Source organism: Psychromonas aquatilis (genome assembly GCF_038155185.1).
GTDB classification, from domain to species: Bacteria; Pseudomonadota; Gammaproteobacteria; order Enterobacterales; family Psychromonadaceae; genus Psychromonas; species Psychromonas aquatilis.
This window is the reverse complement of record NZ_JBAKAZ010000007.1, coordinates 1-20965: the sequence shown is the minus strand read 5'-3', so window position 1 is coordinate 20965 and position 20965 is coordinate 1. Positions and strand designations below refer to the sequence as shown.

Annotated in this window: 16 protein-coding genes; 7 read left to right on the top strand and 9 right to left on the bottom strand. The window is 36.1% G+C overall.

Translation table 11 applies throughout. The features are described 5' to 3' along the window. Positions 1 to 282: 282 nt before the first annotated feature. The 5 genes from V6256_RS03030 to V6256_RS03010 form a co-directional block, all read right to left on the bottom strand. Positions 283 to 1524, bottom strand: a complete 1242-nt coding sequence (locus tag V6256_RS03030; RefSeq protein WP_341596582.1) for a hypothetical protein — start codon at positions 1522 to 1524, stop codon at positions 283 to 285. Continuing rightward, positions 1524 to 2147: a hypothetical protein gene (locus V6256_RS03025; protein ID WP_341596581.1), complete on the bottom strand. Its 624-nt coding sequence runs from the start codon at positions 2145 to 2147 to the stop codon at positions 1524 to 1526. Before V6256_RS03025 ends, V6256_RS03030 begins: the two co-directional genes overlap by 1 nt. Further along, on the bottom strand, positions 2140 to 5898 hold the full coding sequence (locus V6256_RS03020) for an ATP-binding protein (protein WP_341596580.1): 3759 nt from the start codon (positions 5896 to 5898) through the stop codon (positions 2140 to 2142). Before V6256_RS03020 ends, V6256_RS03025 begins: the two co-directional genes overlap by 8 nt. Positions 5899 to 6187: 289 nt before the next feature. Further along, positions 6188 to 6727, bottom strand: a complete 540-nt coding sequence (locus V6256_RS03015) for a DUF1415 domain-containing protein (protein ID WP_341596579.1) — start codon at positions 6725 to 6727, stop codon at positions 6188 to 6190. Positions 6728 to 6735: 8 nt separating this feature from the next. After that, entirely contained in the window at positions 6736 to 7644 is a 909-nt protein-coding gene (locus V6256_RS03010; RefSeq protein WP_341596578.1) for a patatin-like phospholipase family protein, read from the bottom strand. A gap of 194 nt (positions 7645 to 7838) precedes the next feature. Between V6256_RS03010 and V6256_RS03005 the strand changes: the two genes are divergently transcribed. Together V6256_RS03005 and V6256_RS03000 are read left to right on the top strand one after the other, a co-directional pair. Beyond that, on the top strand, positions 7839 to 8486 hold the full coding sequence (locus V6256_RS03005; RefSeq protein ID WP_341596577.1) for a DUF2913 family protein: 648 nt from the start codon (positions 7839 to 7841) through the stop codon (positions 8484 to 8486). Positions 8487 to 8692: 206 nt separating this feature from the next. Continuing rightward, positions 8693 to 10723: a sensor domain-containing diguanylate cyclase gene (locus tag V6256_RS03000; protein ID WP_341596576.1), complete on the top strand. Its 2031-nt coding sequence runs from the start codon at positions 8693 to 8695 to the stop codon at positions 10721 to 10723. A gap of 78 nt (positions 10724 to 10801) precedes the next feature. Here V6256_RS03000 and V6256_RS02995 read toward each other — a convergent pair whose 3' ends face one another. Further along, positions 10802 to 11347 (bottom strand): NUDIX hydrolase, encoded by a 546-nt coding sequence (locus tag V6256_RS02995; protein ID WP_341596575.1) that lies wholly within the window; start codon positions 11345 to 11347, stop codon positions 10802 to 10804. Positions 11348 to 11964: 617 nt separating this feature from the next. Between V6256_RS02995 and V6256_RS02990 the strand changes: the two genes are divergently transcribed. Further along, a complete protein-coding gene (locus V6256_RS02990; RefSeq protein WP_341596574.1) occupies positions 11965 to 12720 on the top strand; it encodes an SDR family NAD(P)-dependent oxidoreductase in 756 nt (251 codons plus the stop codon). Positions 12721 to 12861: 141 nt separating this feature from the next. Here the strand turns inward: V6256_RS02990 and V6256_RS02985 are convergent, their stop codons facing one another. The 3 genes from V6256_RS02985 to V6256_RS02975 all read right to left on the bottom strand — a co-directional run bounded on the left by V6256_RS02985 (position 12862) and on the right by V6256_RS02975 (position 16330). Continuing rightward, positions 12862 to 13560 (bottom strand): tRNA (adenine(22)-N(1))-methyltransferase, encoded by a 699-nt coding sequence (locus V6256_RS02985; protein ID WP_341596573.1) that lies wholly within the window; start codon positions 13558 to 13560, stop codon positions 12862 to 12864. Positions 13561 to 13575: 15 nt separating this feature from the next. Further along, positions 13576 to 15786 carry a Tex-like N-terminal domain-containing protein gene (locus V6256_RS02980; RefSeq protein WP_341596572.1) on the bottom strand — a complete coding sequence of 737 codons (2211 nt, stop codon included), beginning with the start codon at positions 15784 to 15786 and terminating at the stop codon, positions 13576 to 13578. Between the two features lie 178 nt (positions 15787 to 15964). Continuing rightward, a complete protein-coding gene (locus V6256_RS02975) occupies positions 15965 to 16330 on the bottom strand; it encodes a periplasmic thioredoxin of cytochrome c-type biogenesis (protein WP_341596571.1) in 366 nt (121 codons plus the stop codon). A 199-nt stretch (positions 16331 to 16529) separates the two neighbouring features. Between V6256_RS02975 and V6256_RS02970 the strand changes: the two genes are divergently transcribed. From V6256_RS02970 to V6256_RS02955, 4 genes are all read left to right on the top strand, one after another. Further along, the gene (locus tag V6256_RS02970) at positions 16530 to 17822 is read left to right on the top strand and encodes a DEAD/DEAH box helicase (RefSeq protein ID WP_341596570.1); all 1293 of its coding nucleotides are present in this window, start codon (positions 16530 to 16532) and stop codon (positions 17820 to 17822) included. A 334-nt stretch (positions 17823 to 18156) separates the two neighbouring features. Beyond that, positions 18157 to 19158 (top strand): class 1 fructose-bisphosphatase, encoded by a 1002-nt coding sequence (gene fbp, locus V6256_RS02965; RefSeq protein WP_341596569.1) that lies wholly within the window; start codon positions 18157 to 18159, stop codon positions 19156 to 19158. A 199-nt stretch (positions 19159 to 19357) separates the two neighbouring features. Beyond that, entirely contained in the window at positions 19358 to 19939 is a 582-nt protein-coding gene (locus V6256_RS02960) for a DUF2057 family protein (protein ID WP_341596568.1), read from the top strand. A 100-nt stretch (positions 19940 to 20039) separates the two neighbouring features. Continuing rightward, positions 20040 to 20636: a hypothetical protein gene (locus V6256_RS02955; protein WP_341596567.1), complete on the top strand. Its 597-nt coding sequence runs from the start codon at positions 20040 to 20042 to the stop codon at positions 20634 to 20636. Positions 20637 to 20965 lie beyond the last annotated feature (329 nt).

The following is a 20965-nucleotide window of genomic DNA, read 5'->3' as shown; positions in this document are numbered from 1 at the left end:
TGAGGTTTTTCTATACTATTATACCAATCACACTAATTAACTGATCTATTTTACTTGTTAAAATAACTTATTTCTTCGTTGTAATTTTCGCAAATAGAACAACTATTTAACTCAAATTACGCCTTGAACTCAGTCATTTTTTCTGCGCAAAATTTAGATCACTTATTTAATATAATTGGTATTACTCGATACTTTACTTATATTGGTAGTTCTAATTATAGTCATCAGGTCAAATTAATTTACTTAACAAACCCTATCTCACACTAAAGATGACCGGGCATGTTAATTTAGTTTGATGACAATATCACTATAGGACCAGTTATGGGAAATACCAGGTAACTGCTTTCCTTTCGGGTTTATATCAATTAAGGCTTGTTGCGCATTAGTAAGTTTACAATAACTACTGAACACTAACTCAACCCAAGCGATAGGTTCAATATGCTGTTGCAGAGTATGCCAATCATTTAACGAACTTTGCCAAAAACTGATCGCTGAAATAGGTTCATTACTAGTGATCGCTAATTCAAATAGGCGTTCTGTTTGTTCTTCAAAGTAATCATAATTAAAGCTCATTGCTTCATTTTCTACTAGGTCTACGGCAGATTTCTCGCGTACCGCGCGACTACTTTGATTATTTAACTTACGTAAAGATTGCACTATTGCAATAAGGCTATGTTCGTCAGATGTTTGTCTCACATCCACGTAGGATTTAAGCTTCATAGGCGCAGCAAAACGAAGTGTATCGGGAAGATTTTTATCTTCAAATATCCCCTCACCAATTTCGAACTCAGGATGCTTTTGTAAGTAACGAGCCATATTACGTAAAAGGCTTGCTTGTTTTTCATCTCGACGCAGTTTAAATAAGCTCAAACGCATATTATCGATGATGAAACGTAATCTTGGTAAGGTTTGGTTAAACCAATAAATAAAACCACTGATCTTTCTCGCCAACTCAACTGGACACGCCCAGTTCATCCATTCATAGCAAGTTTCAGGGTCAATTTGTTGTAATTCTGTCAATAATTTTTGCGCATAGGCCAAAGCGCGCTCATTTTCTCTGACTTTGGCGCTAATCGTCGATACAAAACCAAACTGACTGGAAATAGCGTAATGCATATTATCCAAACTCACATTTAAGTTATCTTTAGCCTCATATAAAAGATCATCTAACTGATCTAAATAATATTCAGCGTCTTCTTGTTGGTCTGCAATAATGGAAACACGATAATCATTAACCGTCTCTTCTAAAATATCGATGACCTTGCTCATATCAGTCAACTGACGGTAACTGCTTTGTTTACGCATCAAGCGGTTAAGCATCCGTTTTAGTTCAGCACTAACACGAAAGTCACCTGGCTCATCATCGGGTCTTAATAACGCCTTTTTATGTAAGGCTGCAATTTTTCTTGCGTCATCGCCATCACCTTGCACTGAGCCAAAAACATAAGCTTCTGCCAGTAACTGGTCATGGGTACCTAGCTGACGTAATAACTCAGCGACATCTTTTGCATCATAACCGGCCATTAAAACAATAACTCTTCTTGTTGTTGCTCTACTGTATCTGGCAATTCAATGCGCTCTGAATCATTAAGGAATTCAATCAATAAATAAATAAGATCAAAGCGCGCAGTGGCGAAATAACGGCTACTACCGGCATTTTTACGAACAAAATAACCTAGCTCTTCTAACTTATTAAAAACAAATACAAGTTGTTCACGGCTTTCTAATTTATTAGTTTTGAAAGGACGAATAGACGTCAAATGACGTAACTGCTCACGCAATGTTTGATCGTGTTCAAAGGGATCAAATAATTCATTAATGTTAATAATCGATTTTGCGTGAATAGGTAAATCACTGTGACTTGCCGTTAAAATTAACTCTAAGAATTCCACCATCGGGCGAAACATACTTCTGATATCGGTAAACAAAGCACTTATTTCTAAAGTGTTGCTACTATCGACCTCTTTAAAAGTACAATAATAGGCATCCGCACTGTCTAAATACGTTAATTGACGGTCTAAGTTCGATAAGAAATCCGCCACTTGATCTTGGTTAGACTGAGCTTGTAAAAATAAAAACTCATCAGAAAAAGCGGTTTCACAAATGATGTTACCAGTTAATAGGTTTTGTACTGTCTGTTTAAACATTTACATTCTCCACTTCAATAACATCATCTTCTTGTTCGGTTTGTGTATCATCTGAATCAGATACAGGCGTTAAGTTTGTTGCGACTTGCGCTCGCTGCGACAACAACTCATCTAAGCGAGACGTTGGAATATGCGCATGGAATATCTTTTTATCTTTAATTTTATAATGTCGTTGATATAAGGATAAGATATGACGATCTGTTGAAGGTGAAGCCGATAACATGGTGATCGCATTATCATTGAACATACTCAATAGCAGATCAATATTTTCAGCGGCTAATTCGCCTAATTCATCAACCGGTAAAATGATTTGTGATTTAAGCTCACTTTCACCTCTTAACATCCCTAAGATACCAGCATATAAAGATAACATGGCCAAATAAGATAAACCTGTAGAGCTTATTTTTTTCAATTGTCGAGCATTACGAGCATGTTTTAATTGCCCTTTCTCTGAAATAGTAAACTCGATATCAAATAATTGATGATGCGCTAATGCAAAGCCATCACTTGGTAAGTAACGTGATAATTGCTGCATTGCCACAATTAAATCATCTGGAATATCACCCACACCATCACGCAAATCATCACGATACTTTTCAAATAATTTTGCGAATTGTTGTAAAGGTCCCCAATAATCTAACTCTTCTTGCTTCATCACCGTATTAACATTGATGTCAGCCAATGCTTCAAAATGCGCTAAATTAGTCACATTATGTGAAAGTTGCTTACCAATCGCTTTGATGCGTCGTCCGAAATGTTCAATATGTTGATAAAACTCATTGATCATATTCGCATTAACCGTCACTAGCTGATATGTATTCTTTTGTTTTTGGCTGGCACTGCTCAACAAATCTGCAATTGGGTTTTGATATTTAAATAAGCTGCGTGCACCTTTGTAAACATCATTATCAGACACCAATTTTACCCAGTTTTCATATAGCTCACTGTTGGCATTATGTTTAGCAAAAGAAGTAGTAAACTGTGTAATCTGGCTCATTAAGCGTTTTTCAATAACACTGAACTGTTTTAACCAATCACCACAAAAAGTAACCGTTAAGTCAGCACTATTGCTTGGTTCACTGTCAGCGGTTAACGCCTCGATACCAAATTGCTCGCACTCACGCTTAACTTTAGCCAGCTGTAATAACAAATCATCATTGTCATTTATTTGCTGAACTACTTTTTTAAGGTGTTTTTGTTTTTCATTAATGGCGCTTTTTTTATCAACTTTTAAATCCGTTAAGCTATTTTCAAGACTGCGCTTTTGAACTTCAAGGTTCTGATTTTTCTCAACTAATTTATCACGATGAATATAACGTTCATTCATAAACACTTGATATTCTCGTGCTTTACGTGCCCAAACAGCACATTCAGCTAGTTTTTCATTTAAAACAGCACGTTCTTTAATGCGTTTATCCACTTCACCATCGGGATCTAATTTCTCTAAGGCTTGGTTACGTTGATGCTTATAATCTTTTTGACGTTTTTTGGCACTTTCTTGAATCGCTGCAAATTGTGCTGACAACTGCTCTAACTGACTATCTCGGTCAGATTCAACAACCATACGTTGATCTAGCATTTGGTTATTTAATTCAAGGCGTTGTTCTTGTTGTAACTCTTTGAACGCATCTAAGGCCGACTGCTGCTGTTTAATTTCACTGTTTAAGCTTTTAATCTTTTCCTCAAAGCCAGAAGCGGCTTGTTTTAAAAACTGCTGCTTTTTAACGGCTAAGTTTTCCTGTTGCGTTTTAAACTGATCGCGTTTTAACTCAATGTTTTGCAAACGTTGTTTATGTTCTGAAATCAATAAGGTTTGTTGATTTATTTGTTTTGTTAATTCAGCAACCTGACTAGTTAACGATTCATTTTTAGTATTCAACTGCTGTATTTTAGCGTCTTCGATATCGAGTTTTTCACGCAGCTCATTTTCATTTAACTGCAGATCGTTATCTTGAAGTTGATCTAAATTGATCTTTAACCCAAATAAACTACTGGTGTTATTGCCTTGCGCGATCCATTCTGGGTGTAAGTCTTTACGTGCTAATTGCTCAGCAGATAAAACCTTTCCTATATTGTCTTTCCAGCCTTCGGCATCTGCTTCATTAACCAGAAAATGATGCAATGAATCCACTTCAGGCAATAGCTGTAACTGGATCTGCTGTTGTGACTTTTTAGTTTGCTCTAAAATGCGATTATTTTTACTGTGTTGCTCTAACAGTGCAGTGCGTTGTTTTTCAAGATGATTCAATTGCTGATTATCAGAGCTGATCACTTGCAATAAATCATTAAGCGAATCTTTTGCATCAGACATATTGTTTCTGTTTTGATCAATCTCAGCCTGCAGCTCGCTTTCAACTTTTATGCTCTGTTGCTCTAACGTCACCATTTTCAATTGGCTTTGGAACGTTTGTAAATTCATATTAAGCTTGAGATAACTTTCATTAAGCTGTTCGTTGAGCTTACTTAGTTGGCCTTGGTAAGTTTCAGCAATCACTGATAACTGTGTATTAGTCGTTTCTTTGATATTAGCCACTTGATCGCGATTATTGGCTTCATCTTTTACTTTTTGCAGTGTCAGCGTTTGTAATAATGAATCAAATTTAGCTTGTACTTTATTCAAGTTACCTTCAAATGCTTCAATAATGCTATTCACTTCATTCAGTTCTTGCTGATAACGCCCTGCATTATCGGCTTGCAGCTGGAAACTTGCGGCATCATTTTCATCGAACTTTAATTTGTCTTCATCTAATAGATCAATACGACTTTGATCCGCTTCTATTTGTGCGGATAATTGACTAATTTCTGTTTGTAGCTGCTCGCTCTGCTCTTTTAATTGTTTATCGAGCGCAGTTATTTCTTCTCTCAGCTGCAGCTTTTGTTGCTTACGTTCAGTTTGTAAATCATTAATCTTTTGATGGTGAACCAAGGTTTCAGCATGTAAGTGTTGCAGCTTAATCAATAAGTTATCTAACTGTGTAAAATCACTTTGCCACAGCGCTATTTTATCACTAACGCGTTGAATTGAACGGCTCGCCTGAATATCCGCAAGCCAGATACTAATATCTTCTTTATTCAGAGTAATTTGTTCTTTTTCTTGGCCAACACTTCGTGCCAAGTGATCGCCTGCAATAGCCACCAGCATCTGTTTTACAGCATCAAAGTCTAAATTTTTCTCGATCGTTCCGTTAACCACTTTATCTAAATGCGGTGCCGCTAAATCTGTAAAAGCAAAGCGATTTTGTAGTTGACGGATCTCTTTTACTTTACGTCCGCTACGTAGGTTTTGAATAACTTGACGGTATTTATCAACCCCTAAATAAACAGAACACTCAACGCCTAGGTTTCGATAAACGCGCTCAACTTCAGATACACGAAGAGGCACTTTGTCCTCACCGATGAACAAGCCACTGTCAAATCCACTATCAATAAATTTAAACTGCACGCCCCTACCATCAGAGCTTGCTAAGACCATACAGGTTTGTGCATTTGGTCGTTGGTACTCATAAACCAACATACTTGAGTCACGAGGAAGATAATAATCGGCAAAGTTTTTAGCTTGATCGACTTTACTGACAATTTCACTTGGGCGCATACCATAAAAAAGAGGTAACAAACGCATTAATGAGGTTTTACCTGCGCCATTAGTCCCTTCAAGTTGGGTATGGCCAGATAAATCAAGTTCGTTAATTTGTCCTTTCCAAAAGCTATCGATAATAATAATACGTAATAACTGATAAGCTTGTTGTGCCATGAAAAATCCTTGATAACGAAAATGGGTTGTAGTCGGTTATTATAAATGAAACAGTATTGAAGTCGATAATTGCACTGTGTTTAAAACAGTCAATAGATAATCGAAAAAGTTAGATTGATAAACATGAAAAAGGCTACAATTTAGCTTTCTTGATGAATTTTGTCGACTTGTTTAAAGCAAGATATGGCTTTAACATTCTTAATTGCGTATTAACTATACAAAAACACTGCTATCAGCGCTGTCGCAAGCCTACAGTCGCAATTTCTAACGGTTAAATACCAGCATCTGTCTACTTATTTAAATAACAGCTAGCCAATAAATCAGTGAAAAAAGCACTGCCTTTTTTATTCAGAAAAGCGATATTTCTGTCGGGTATTCCATCTATATCAGGGTGCGCTTCAATCGCTCTTTCCATACTGCTTTCTCTGATAATGTGTAAGGTTGGAAAAGGAGAACGATTAGTATAATTCGACGCGGCCTCTTGCGCGTCACCTTCAAAACAATATTGAGGATGAAAATGCGCTAATTGGTAAACCCCTTCATAACGATTCATTTGTAAAAAATGATTAGATAGATACACCAGATCTAAAAAATCTTCAAAGTCAGTACATGCTTCGCTAAGTATTAATAAAGTCGTTTCAGTTTCCTCATTCTCGTCAAGAAACTGGCATTCTTTCATTAACGCCTCAAGCACTTGCTCTACTTCTGGCGATTTTTCTTCGATATAACGAATACTGCCACGGTCCATTTCACGCTTTGCAAACGGACAAATATTGTATTTTACGATCACACTTTTAACCCAAGCTTCAGTACTACTAATTACGTTCATATTTTCTCTTAATCTTTTCTATGTTTTAACACTTTATGTGCTTGGCTATAACCTAATGCGATGAGCTCCTCAGCCCGGTTGAATTCTAATGTACCACAGGCATTTCTCGCAATAACAATATTATAATCAGCTGGGTAAGCAGCTAACTTTAAACGCGCAATACTACTTTGCATGGCATCAAAAGACTGATCTGCTACATCGTAAGCATCTAACAAAGCAGGTTTTGCATTTTTTATATTTAAGTTAGTACTTAACTTCTTAATATAAAGTGCAATTTTATGGTGTAGAGGCAATGATAATGGAGAATCCACCGCCTCCGTTAATTTAACGGGGCTTTTAGTTTCATCTTTTACAACGCCCCCCAAATTAACTGCAATAGTAAAATCAGTTTTGTCACCAAATGTCGGCGCAATAGGCACTGGGTTTAACACCCCGCCATCGATTAATTGCAAACCATTGTGCTCTACAGGTGTAAAAAACAGCGGTAAAGAAATTGAAGCCCGGATCGCATCAAATAAACACCCAGAATTTATCCAAACTTCTTTTTCATGTTTAATGTCCGTAGCAACCGCCGTAAAGTTGAGCGGTAATGACTCGATAGTTTGCTCTCCAAGCAAGTCTTTTAGGGTATTAATGATTTTATCCCCTCTTAATAAACCACTCTTTGCCCAAGAAATATCCATCAAGGCAATAACATCTAACTTACTTAAGCCACATATCCATTGTTCAAAATCGTCAAGTTTACCTGCTGCATAAACGCCACCAATCAACGCACCAATTGAGCAAGCAGAAATAGACTGTATATGGTAATCATGCTCTAGTAGCCATTTAATTACGCCAATATGAGCAAGCCCTCTTGCGCCGCCACTGCCTAATACTAGGGAAATATTTTTATTACCCGCTATTGCTTCATTCACTTGCATATCCATTTGACTCGGTAGATAGTTTACATTGAGTGTAATTAACTTTACTGTTTTTATGAAGCTTTCAAATAGCAATCTAATTGAATTTAGAATTATTTGCTTCTAATCTTCAAGCAATCTTAATTATTCAATTAACTTATAGTGTTTAACTGTTAGACTATGCCTTATTTTTTTAGATCAGGATCAATATGGCTACTTTCTCTACCTCTATTTACCAAGTTGTCAGCACAGCTTTAATCGATTTAAGTGAAGCGCAAGCAAAGGGTAAAATTCCTCGTAATCCACTTAGTGAAACACATTTTTTAGCTGCATGGACAACTAACTCAATCAAAAAAAAGCGTTTTGAAGCTGATGTCGTCCCTACGTTACAATTATGGCAACGTAAAGCACGTAGTTTAGGTAAAAATGCTAATTTAGTAGAAACATTTAATACGATTAAAGAAAATTACCAACATGTTTTTGATCAAGCGTTAAAAAACAAAATAATCTTAAAAGATCAACTCACTGCATTATGCAATGACTTAAACGAAGCTGATTGGGTCGTTAACACAGACCTTGAAGTAAAAGATAAGCTTAATCGACACAGTGCAGGGAAATCATCATTAATTATTTGTAACTCACAATTCGATTCACATTTTGAAAACGGTGTATTAATTAAGCCAATTAGTTTATACATTCGTGGTGATTTTGCAGTGGCTTTACGAAGTGCTTATGCTAATACATTACTGTTACATAAAGTCACAGACTATAAATCAAAAGTGAAATATCACGGCGAATACATTGTTTATCCTCATAACGATGGTGAATTTCTACCAGAGCTAGTTAAACAAAGTTAATGACAAAAGTACTAGTCTGCTCTTAATCTACCCAGATTTATTAATTTGGGTAGATCTACTGTAAAAGACAGAAACAATTGAAAAATAAATACCTCTTAAGTATTAGCAGTCTGTAAGCATTCAATACCAAGCTCTTAATAACTTCTCTACTTCAACTAAACACGCTATTATAAAACGCCAGAACTAGGCTGTTTAAAGAGTATTCAATGCATCAAAAACAATTAAGTGATATCCCCGTTGTTAATAATAAACTGAACTGGCAAAGGGTAACAAAACGCTTTTTGGCCTTTTACACTTTTATTGCCGTGATATTAGCTGCTTCTATCTATACTGTATTTAAAAACTACACTAACAACCTAGAAAAAAAGATCATGCTGCATGAAGAGGTTTTCATCGCCTCCACAAAACAATCATTACAAACAGAAATACAAACTCAATTAAGAGTGATGGAGATGACCACAAAATCTCCGTTATTCGCTCGTTTTATAGAGAAACCATCGCAACAAAATCGCGAACATTTGAGTGTTTTATTCAAAAATTTATCCAGTACTTTCACTCGGTTTAATCAAGTAAGATTACTCAGCTTAGATGGCCTTGAGCGAATACGTGTCGATTATGATGATGGACAAGCAAGAGTCATCCCACAAGAAGGCTTACAAGATAAGCAAAAAAGAAATTATTATAAGGAGTCAAAAACCTTAAAAGTGGGTGAAGTATTTATTTCTGCAATAGAATTAAATGAAGAACATGGTCAGATTGAAATCCCCTACAAACCCGTGATCCGTTTTGTAACGCTTATTAATGATAGTCATAACAAACCCGCGGGTTATTTTGTCATTAATTATTTAGCTACCGACCTATTAAATGACTTTAGAGCAAAAATGAAATTAAGAATCGAAGGTCAAGGGATGCTTATTGACCCTCAAGGTTATTGGATCAGTAACCATCAAAGATCCAATGAATGGGGAGGAAGTTTACCTGATGTAGAATATAAATTTGAAGACCTTTATCCAGAGGCATGGGAAACAGTTAGAGACAATGAAAGTGGCCTATTTAAAACAGACAAAGGCTTATTTAGACATGTATCAATTAAACCCTTTGGCACTAATAGCATTAGTCAAAAAACCAAGGATGAACAAAAACGATTTCATATTTTAGACAAATCCAAAAAAATTAATGATTGGAAGCTGATTATTTTCCTGCCCAACGGGGTTATTGAGGAAGCGTCATTTTTCTATGCGCCAGCAGGGAGGGTTATCTTAACCGCTTTGTTTGTATTCACAGCCGCCATTTTATTATTACTATTAATACTACAAGAACAAAAACGCCGTAAATATACTTATGATGCTTTAATCAAAGATCAGTTAACCGATTTATATGAAAATGCGCCCTGTGGTTACCATAGCCTAGATAAGAACGGCACCATCATTAAAATCAATAAAACAGAGCTAGAATGGTTGGGTTATACGAAAGAAGAAGTATTAGGTAAGAACTTTGCTTCGTTTCTTACCCCAAAAAGTAAAGAAACATTTACTAATTTCCTAATAAGCCTTAAGAGCCAGAGTAAAATTGAAGGTGTTGTATTGGAGATTCAATGTAAACAAAATCATACGTTTTTTGTCTCTACCTCAGCGACTTCTATTTCCGGTAATGGGCATTTTGCTGTCGCTCGAACATCTTCTTTCAACATTACAGACAGAATAATATTAGAGAGAAAGCTCGCTTATATTGCCAATACAGATGAATTAACCAATATGAGTAATCGACGTCACTTCTTTAAACGAGCAGAGCCTGAGTTTGCATCAGAAAAATCACTCTACTTATTCATGATTGATGCCGACCACTTTAAGCATATTAATGACCAGTATGGGCATGATGTGGGAGATAATGTCCTGAAAATGATTGCAAAGACCATGCAATCATCGCTCAGTGAAGCTGCATTAAAAGCACGTTTAGGTGGAGAGGAGTTCGTTGTGTTATTACCAGATGTCAATGCAGATGAAGCTTATCTTGCGGCAGAAAAATTACGTGCCGAGATGGAAAATAGCATTACTTACTTAGCAAATAGTGAACAAGAAATTAAAATTACGATATCTATCGGCGTCGCAGCAAGAAGATATCAAAGTGAATCAATAGATGAAGTATTAAAGCATGCTGATGAAGCGCTCTATACTGCTAAGTCAACAGGTCGTAATAAGGTGATATTTGCTAAACACGTTATTGAAGGCTCCTATTAGTTATTTTAAAATGAACCCATAAAATATAAAAAAATAACCCGTCATTCAAAGCGGGTTATTTGTTAATAGGACATGGGGTTAATTAAATAACTTGTTCTTTATTTGTTTTAATAAATAGGTTTCTCGCTCAATAGATAAACCTTGCTTAGGATCATGACTCATCGTCTGTAAGTTATGATTAATGGCCTCATCAATATCAACCCAACTAACTCGCATACCATTTTTTATCTCATAATCTTCTAGTTTCATCGCTGCTAATTGTTCTGCAATATCACATGTATAGCAATACGACAGCATATGCATCACATTGCAATGAGTATAATATTTATCGTGTCGGTAAGGTCTAAACTCTTCATAAAGACCAAATGCTTTAATATTATTGATATCATAAGCGCCCGTCTCTTCACTTAATTCACGTTTCAATCCCTCTTCCAGTGATTCACCTTGGTCAACCCCACCACCGGGTAATGAATAATCGTTATAGCGCTGGGTATACATCAATAATATTTTTTGAGCTCTAATAACAATCGCCCTTGTTGCTATCCGAGTGAAACATTGTGGATGCTCTGGTGTTATCTGTTGATGAGTAATCGCATCATGAATGACTCGTTTTAATAGCTGCATAGGGTGATCCTGAATAAGGTTTAATCATGGGTTAATAAAAACAGCGCATCATAAACAAAATTGATACAAATATGTAGTTTTGTTAATGCGTCCACTGCTCCAAGACTAAAACCCACCCTTTTTGTAATATTAATGTAATGACTATAATAAATAAAAACCAATATCTTGTGGCTTAGATCACAATTATTTCAACTACTATTCTCATATTTTCTGTTGAAAAAGAAAACAAATAGAAATGTGATAAAAATTATTAATCCAGTGAACTAAAAACAAATAAAAACACTTAAAATCAATATGATAAATTAAAATTAATTAACTATTAAAAATAAAAAACAATCTATTTGATAGATGGTTTTGTTTATATTTACATCAATTACATGTGTTTTAATCGGCACCATTAACAGAATTTATTAGCTAAAGTCAGTTGATAAAAATATTCACAACTGTATTATTTGTAATACAATAAGGTTGTAATTTAGTTAATCCTTTATTTAATTTTAAATATGATTCATTTAAGGGTGTTCTCTGGTTTGATTAGTTTTTAGCTAGCTCACATTGATAACCCTCGGCATGCCTTATGGCATATCTATCAATTAACGATTCAATGGAATATAAACATGTCTAAAAAAATTGCTTTAATCACTGGTGCAACTGGTGGAATTGGTTTCGCTGTAGCTAAACGTCTTGGTCAAGATGGTTATACTGTTGTTCTTAACGGTATCGAAGATGAAGTGGGTGCAGAACGCGTAAAAGAACTTGCTGCTGAAGGTATCGAAGCTGAATACTACGGTTTTGACGTAACTAAAGACGAAGAAGTAACTTCAAACGTAACAGCTATCGGTGAAAAATACGGTCAAATCGACGTTGTAATCAACAATGCTGGTGGCTTAGGTGGTCGTAGCCCAGTTGAAACAATGACAACTGAGTTCTACCGTTTTGTAATGGCATTAAACCTAGATAGCGCATTCTTCGTTTCTCGTGCAGCAATCCCATTCATGAAAAAAACGGAAGGTGGTTCAATCATCAACTACACTTCAAATGCAGCATGGAATGCAGGTGGCCCAGGCGCTGGTATTTACGGCACATCTAAAGCAGCGGTACATACTTTCACACGTGCACTTGCTAAAGAACTTGCACCAGCTGGTATCCGTGTTAATGCAGTATCTCCAGGTACTATCGATACACCATTCCACCAACAAATCAAAGACACTAAACCTGAAGTATTTGCTTCTTGGAAAGACAGCATCATGCTAGGTCGTTTAGGACAACCTGAAGATGTTTCTGGTGTTATCTCTTTCTTAGTAAGTAAAGATGCATCATTCATCACAGCTGAAACAGTTCAAATCGGTGGTGGTCAAGCTCTAGGTATCTAGTCTTATTGCCTTAGCGCATAAAACTGACTTATCTATGTAGAAAGTTACATAGCAAGAACCACATAGCAAAAAGCCACATAATTTTTTATGTGGCTTTTTTATTGATCAAACAATAGCTCAACACCCTATTAACAATGTGCTTTATGCATAACGTGATTGATAGAGGTTTTGATAGGCAGTTAACACAGCGTGATTAACACAATCAGTGCTTGTTTGATCAGACTCTCTACGCTGATAATGCTCAATCAGTTTTTGCAAATACAATTGACTCTCTGACTCATTAACCCATAAGCATTCTCCCAACAAGCTCAACGGTTGCTGTGCAGTTTGATTAATCAGTAGTAATTCGTAACTGCGGTCATTATCAGTCACCAACCTTTCTTCAATCAACTTAAAGTTTAGCTTAATCAAGCCCTCACGCAGTTGATAGGTATGATTCACAGGACATAACAAAAAGTCGATATTTTTTCCTGAATAGGGCTCCATAAGACGGCTTAACATCGATAGCATTAATTCACCACCAACCCCACTAATAATGACCAATTCTTTAGTATCAGCGTGACTCTTTTCAAGTGTGTTATCTAAGGATAATAGAGCAACATCTTGGCAAAAAGTTTGCCATTGGCAATCAACAGGTAGCTTATGCCCAAACCGTGACAATTTATTATCTAAATTAGTGATGATCTCAGGTACTAGGTCAACAAAATTTACCTGTTTAACTAGACCATCCGATAATATTTTGATTCCTAATAAACCATGATCACAACAGCAATCCCAAACCAACTGGTAAGGTTTAGTAACCATTTCAGACAATACCAATAAACGTTTATTTAATTTCATATTATTGCTCTATTATCAATTTGGCTGAACTACATTTTTCATCGTTAACGCAATACGTTTTCGTTCAATATCGACACTCTCTACCTTAACGTTGACAATTTGATTCACTTTAACGATTTTATGGGGGTCATCGACAAACCCATCACTTAACATAGAAATATGTACTAACCCATCTTGGTGGACACCTAGGTCAACAAACGCCCCAAAATTCGCCACATTAGTCACCACACCTTGCAAACTAAGACCTGGCTCTAAATCAGTTATTTTATTAATATTTTGATCAAAACTTGCAGAAATAAAAGCAGACCTTGGATCGCGCCTTTCTTGTTGCAAGATATTGATCACCTCAAGCATCTCATGTTTTATATTAGAATCATTAACCTTTGGGAGTGTCAGCTTTATCTTAGCTGGGTTGTTGACGACTTCGTCTACCGATTGTTGATTAAACGTGATGACCTTTTTCGCTAGCGCATATTGCTCTGGATGTAATATCGTTTGATCCAAACAGTTACTACCATTTTTAACCGTTAAAAATCCAGCGGCTTGTTGAAAAGACTTAGCACCTAATCGAGGAACCGCTAATAAATCATTTCGCGCCGTAAAGCGTCCATTTTTATGACGGTATTCAACAATATTAGTGGCTAATTGCTGATTTAAACCTGCAACATGTGCAAGTAAGTAGGGAGAGGCGGTATTTAAATCAACCCCTACTTTATTAACACAATCTTCAACAATACCTTGTAACTTTTCAGCTAATAAGGTTTGCTGCACATCATGTTGATATAAACCAACACCAATCGCTTTTGCATCAATTTTAACTAACTCTGATAACGGATCTTGAAGACGACGTGCTATCGACACCGCGCCACGCAATGTCACATCTAAATCAGGAAACTCATTCGCTGCTAACTTTGAAGCCGAATAAACCGAGGCACCTGCTTCACTTACAGAGATAGCATCAATATCTAGTTCTGCAGCCGTTAACAAGTTATTAATAAAATGCTCACTCTCTCGAGAAGCCGTGCCGTTTCCAATGGCAATTAACTTAACATGAAATCTTTTAAGCAGATTGATCACAATTTGGCTGGCTTTATCAGATTGCATTTGTGGTTGATGAGGGTAAATAGTCGCCGTTGATAATAACTCACCGCCACCACTAATAACCGCCAGTTTACAACCACTTTTAAAGCCAGGATCGAGACCAAGTATCACTTTTTCGCCGGCAGGTGGCGCCATTAACAGCGCATTTAAATTATTAGCAAACTGATTGATGGCTTCAGCATCAGCTAAGGTTTTTAAATGAACTAACATTTGTCTTTCCAAGCTCGGTAAAATCTTCATTCGCCAAGCATGATCGATAACTTGTCGATGCCAAGAGTCATGGTCATGTTTATCAAGATAAATATTAAGATATTTTGCCATCAAAGTCTGGCAATAACTATATTGTTTCTTATCGTTATTATAAGGATCTGGCTCTATTTTAAGTCGTAAATACCCTTCCGACTTACCTCGTAACATAGCAAGTATTCGATGTGCCGGAAGTCGCGTTAATCGAGCAGAAAAATCGAAATAATCTTTAAACTTAGTCGCTTCACTCACTTTGGTTTTGATAACCCGAGATGTTAATGTAGCTTGCTCCTGTAGATGCTTCTTTAATAATCCGATTAATGAGACTTCTTGACTGATTTTTTCTACTTGAATAGCCAAGGCATCGGTTAAAGCCTGCTCTGTGTTTTCAATGCCTTTTGCCTTAATCACATAATGCTTAGCAACTTGCTGTAAAGGTAATCTAGGAGATTTCCACAGTTGTTCTGATAAAGGTAACAATCCGGCTTCAATCGCTTGCTGTGACTTACTAATACGAGTGGTTTTAAAAGGCGCATAGCTATGTTCAAGAGTCACTTTATCTTCAATGGATTGTATTTCGTTGTTAATGGCTGAGGTCAATTTACCCTGTTTTTCAATAGCCTTTAAAATACTCGCTTTGCGTGCAATTAACTCTCTAAAATACTGTACTTTTTCTTCTATCAGCCTTAATTGCGTATCATCGAGCGATTGGGTTAATTGCTTTCTATAACGTGCAATAAAAGGGACAGTATTACCGTCATTTAATAACTGAATAACCGTCTCGACTTGTTTAGTACTAATAGCAGATGTTTTAGCAACGAGATCAATAAGGGATGTGTTTTCTGCATGCTTGATAATTGAAGTTTGGCTTGCTGACATTGAAGTTGATATATCCATTGGCTTTATAATTAGGATGAGTGCGCTTATTGCCCACTAACGTGATACCCGGTTTTTACTTAACGATTATCTTAGTGTTAAGTAAAAAACTGACGGAAGAGCTCAGCCTTTGCTTATCTGACTGAGCAATCTACTAGGTAGGAATAGGTGCTTTATAAGGCTAAAGCATCGCTAAAAAATTATCAGCTAATGCACAAAGTTCTGCTTTATCAATGACTTCAATATTATCTGCACTGACTGCTTCACCATTAACAAACAAAATAGTACGAGGATAACCATGCCCGCCTAACGCTTCTACTAAGGATTTAGTACGCTGATCAATAAAATCGCCCTTTTCATACTGTGCCACAAGCTCATACACAGCTACCTCTTTTTCAATCAACATATTCTTAAAATAAGGCATACTTTCTTGCTGTTTAGTACAATCAGAGCACCAATTAGCAACGATGTTTAACACAAAAGTTTGTTTGCTTTGTACTTTTTTATCAAGCTCAGAAGCAATAATACAATTATTTCGAGTGGCCATAATTTCACCTATCTTTAAAGAAGCGCCAAAAAGCGTGTTAAGTAATTAGGTGTTATTTCCATAACAACCTATAACACCGCTAAAATACCATAAAAAAATACTAACATGCACAAACAAATATCTTACTTTATACATACCATAACATTGATACTTTGTTATACTTCGCGATTATTTTCAATCTAATTAGTTAGGGTAAATTATGAGTGTTGATTCAGCAGGTTTATCTGCCAATCTTTTAAAAGCAGTTAAAGCGTGTGGTTATTCAAAATTAACCCCAATCCAACAACAAGCTATTCCAATTATTAAAGCGGGACATGATCTATTAGCAAGTGCGCAGACAGGTACAGGTAAAACAGCTGCATTCACATTACCGCTGTTAGACTTATTAGCTAAAAACCAACCTGAAAATGTTGGCACATCTCGTACCATTAAAGTGTTAATTTTAACACCCACACGAGAGCTTGCATTACAGGTAGCTGACAACGTAAAACAATACAGTCAATTCTTACCATTAACATCAGGCGTAGTGACTGGTGGTGCTAACTCATCACCGCAAACAATTATGTTAAAAAATGGCGTCGATGTATTGGTTGCCACTCCGGGGCGTTTAATTGAGCACGTTAATGCAAGACATGTCGATCTCGCGCATTTAAAACATCTTGTATTAGATGAAGCAGATCGCATGCTTGATATGGGTTTTTTAACTGATATTCAAAAAATAGTTGAGATTATCAAACAGAAACACCAAACCTTGATGTTTTCTGCTACTTTTTCAAATAAAGTTAAAACACTTGCAAACACTATACTGCATACACCAAAAAACATAGAAACAGCAAAACAAAACTCGACTTCTGGGAAAGTAAAACAGCAAGTTTACTGGGTCAGTGAATCTCGTAAAAAAGAGTTATTATCAGAATTAATCGGTGTTAAAAACTGGAAACAAGTGTTGGTCTTTGCTGGAACCAAAGAAAGTGCCAACTTATTAGCGCAAGAGTTAAAACTTGATGGGATAAAAGCAGCACTTTGTCATGGTGATAAAACACAAGGCGCACGTAATAAAGCGATTCAACAATTTGCAGAAGGTGCTGTGCGCGTTTTAGTGGCGACAGATGTTGCGGCACGTGGTCTAGATATTCCCGATTTGCCACATGTTGTTAACTACCATTTACCTTTCTTAGCAGAAGATTATGTACACCGTATCGGTCGTACTGGCCGTGCAGGAAAAACCGGTCATGCCGTCTCGTTAGTGAGCCCTAAAGACGAGCAGTTTTTAGATAATATAGAGTCACTGATAAACCGTAAGTTCGAACGCATTATTTACCCTGGATACGAGTTTGATAGTGCAACGGAAACACAACAAGATGGTAAAAGCTTCAAAAAAAGTAGATATAAAGCAACACAAGAACGCAATCAACTGATTGCAAAACGAAAAGAGGAAAATAAACCTTCAGTAGTGCGAAAAGCAAAAAATAAAGCCAGAAAAAAAAGGTAAACATAACAGGCAGATAAAATAATCATTTATCTGCCTGTTTTTCATTAGATTATAAATTAAACAGCAAAAAAGCATTCCCTTTCGGTTATAAACGATCATAACCTCTTCTTTCTCACATATTAGATAGCTCAAACATAAAATAACTGTCAATGATACTAGGCTACTTGTAAAGTATCTTTATCTAAAGCCAGTATCACTGTTACATTAACTTTCTTTTTCAATGTGATTTGTAATACAATATGCTTAATTCATAAAATAGAGGTAGCTCACATCTTTACGTGAGCAATTAATATTATTTTCATTATAATAATTTCAATACTAAATTGGAGAGAATATGATTACTTTAGGCGAATTCATTATTGAAAAGCAACACGATTTTCCAGAGGCTAGCGGTGACTTATCTGGCTTATTGGGTGCTATTCGATTAGCTTCTAAAATTGTTAATAGGGAAATTAATAAAGCGGGTATCGCTAATATAATCGGCGCAACAGGCGTAGAAAATATTCAAGGTGAAACACAACAAAAACTAGATTTATATGCAAACGATACTTTTAAACAAGCATTGGAAGCACGTGGTGAAGTATGTGGTATTGCATCTGAAGAAGAAGATGATTTTGTGTCATTTGATACAAAACGTAACGTCAATAGTAAGTACATCGTATTAATGGATCCACTTGATGGATCAACAAACATTGATGTAAATGTATCAGTTGGGACTATTTTCTCAATTTATAAGCGTATCAGTCCAGTGGGTAGCCCTGTTATCCTTGAAGACTTTTTACAGCCTGGTACAGAGCAAGTTGCTGCTGGTTATGTGATTTACGGTTCATCAACTATGCTTGTTTATACAACGGGTAACGGCGTACACGGCTTTACTTGTGATCCTTCATTAGGTGTATTCTATTTATCACATGAAAGCATGCAATCACCTAAAACCGGTACATGTTACTCTATCAACGAAGGAAACTACTTAAAATTCCCAGTTGGAATTAAAAAGTACATCAAACATTGTCAAGAGATTGTACCTGAAGATAAACGCCCTTATACATCACGTTATATTGGTTCGTTAGTAGCTGACTTCCACCGTAACTTATTAAAAGGGGGTATCTTTATGTACCCTTCTACGGCACAAGCGCCAAATGGGAAATTAAGATTGTTATATGAAAGCAATCCTATTGCCTTTTTAGCGGAGCAATCAGGCGGCATTGCTACTACAGGCACCCAAAGAATTATGGAAATAAAGCCAACTGAACTACATCAACGTGTTCCATTTATTTGTGGTAGTGCAGAGATGGTTAAAAAAGCACAAGAGATGGTAGAAGCTTACCCAGAATAAGCGCTTTTAGTAAACTATCTATAAAGCCTAATAGACAATATTAGGCTTTTAAACTACACTTTCTTCATTTCCTGTATTACTCATATTGCAATAAACTTCCTATAAATTAACACTTAACATACCAAAACAGTGAATAATCTGTCATATTAATGGCGATTATTATTAAACGCTCATATAGATCAGATATTAGGAAGATAAAATGAAATTTTCAGGATTATTATTAACTTTAGCGATTAGCCCTTTAGCTTTTTCAGGTGAAATAATTACAACTAATGACATTCAAATACTGTCAATTAATGGAACAGAGGTTGAAAGTTCTTTTTTTGAAGATGGTGCATTAACAACAAAAGATGGCGAGCAACAAATAGTAGCAAGATATAGCAGAACTTTTAGAGATAAACCAATTTTAGAAAGTAGACCTTTTATATTCAATATTGATGTTGCCGGAAAAACTACCCTAACCACAGAAGAATTAAACAGCTACTCACAAGCCAAAAATGAAATCAGTAAAGGCCTAAATTGGTATGTTAAAAATGAACAAAAGTCATATACCGTTGACAATCCAGAAGAGCTAATTGGTAAAGGTTTTCTACCTTACAGCGATATCGGTGCATTAGTAGCACAATATAATATAGATAATAATCTAGTCGTTAGTAACGCACCGGACATTCAATCTGTTACTAAAATGAAAACAAACTCACTGATCCAATTTTACCAATCTGCTACGCCAGAACAACAACAAGAGTTTAAAGAATGGTATATGAACAACGCTGCTAAATAATTCATAATATTGTTAATATTCTTAGCAAAACACAGTGGCATGACAATTGAGTACCACTGTGTTACTTTAAGTATGAATTCATACTCACAAGGATATTAATATGATCACCGTTGACACCCCTGCTGGCTTTGAATGGAACCAAAAAAATAGCCAATGGGTTACCAACTATTTATCATCTAAAGCATCAACACTCCTGCCCTTGATAAAAGAGATGAATGTAAATATTAAGGAGCTTGATGAAGCCCAATTCAAGCAATGTTGTTCACTGTTAGAACAGACAGCAGAAGGTCGTGAATTACGCAACAAAATGTTTAAAGCATGGCGCAGTAAAAAGTCACGAGACAGCGATAATGGTAAAAAACTGTATACCTTCAATTTATCCGTCAAAGCAGGCGATCAATTAAAGCAAGTTGCTAAAAACCAACCTTTAAACCAAACCCTTGAACAGCTTATCTTTGCAGGTAAAACCAAGTCTGATGATCTAAATAAACAGTTGCAGCAATACAAAAGTGAAAACAAACAGTTAAAAGAAAAAGTATCTTCACTTACTCAAACGCAATCAGTTACAGATGACCAAGATGAAATTCAACAGTTAATTGATAAAGATATGCAAGTAACTGAACTAGCAAAGTTAGAGAAATCTAAACTAATCAAACAAATTCTACTTTTAAAAAGACAACTCGCTCAACAAGACTAATATAAAAGAAAAGCTAAAATAAAATTAGCCTTTTAAGCGATTAGCAAACCTAAGTTGTTGCCTCCGTTGAAATTATTACTAGTGATTGTGACTGCCATTTCGCGCGAGTCTCATGAGCGAAGGTACTCTGCGACTCCTTTTTTAGCCTCCCTTGTAGGTGCAATAAATAAAAGAACGCACTTCACTAGTCCCTTTGTCGCATTTTCCTCGATGAATTCTGTAATGTACTTCGATTTTGACGCAGGCAGGGAGACTAAAGTCACCGCCCCCAGAAATTGAAACTGCTACTTCGGGGCGGTGGCTTCAGCCTCCCTTGTAGGTGTAATAAA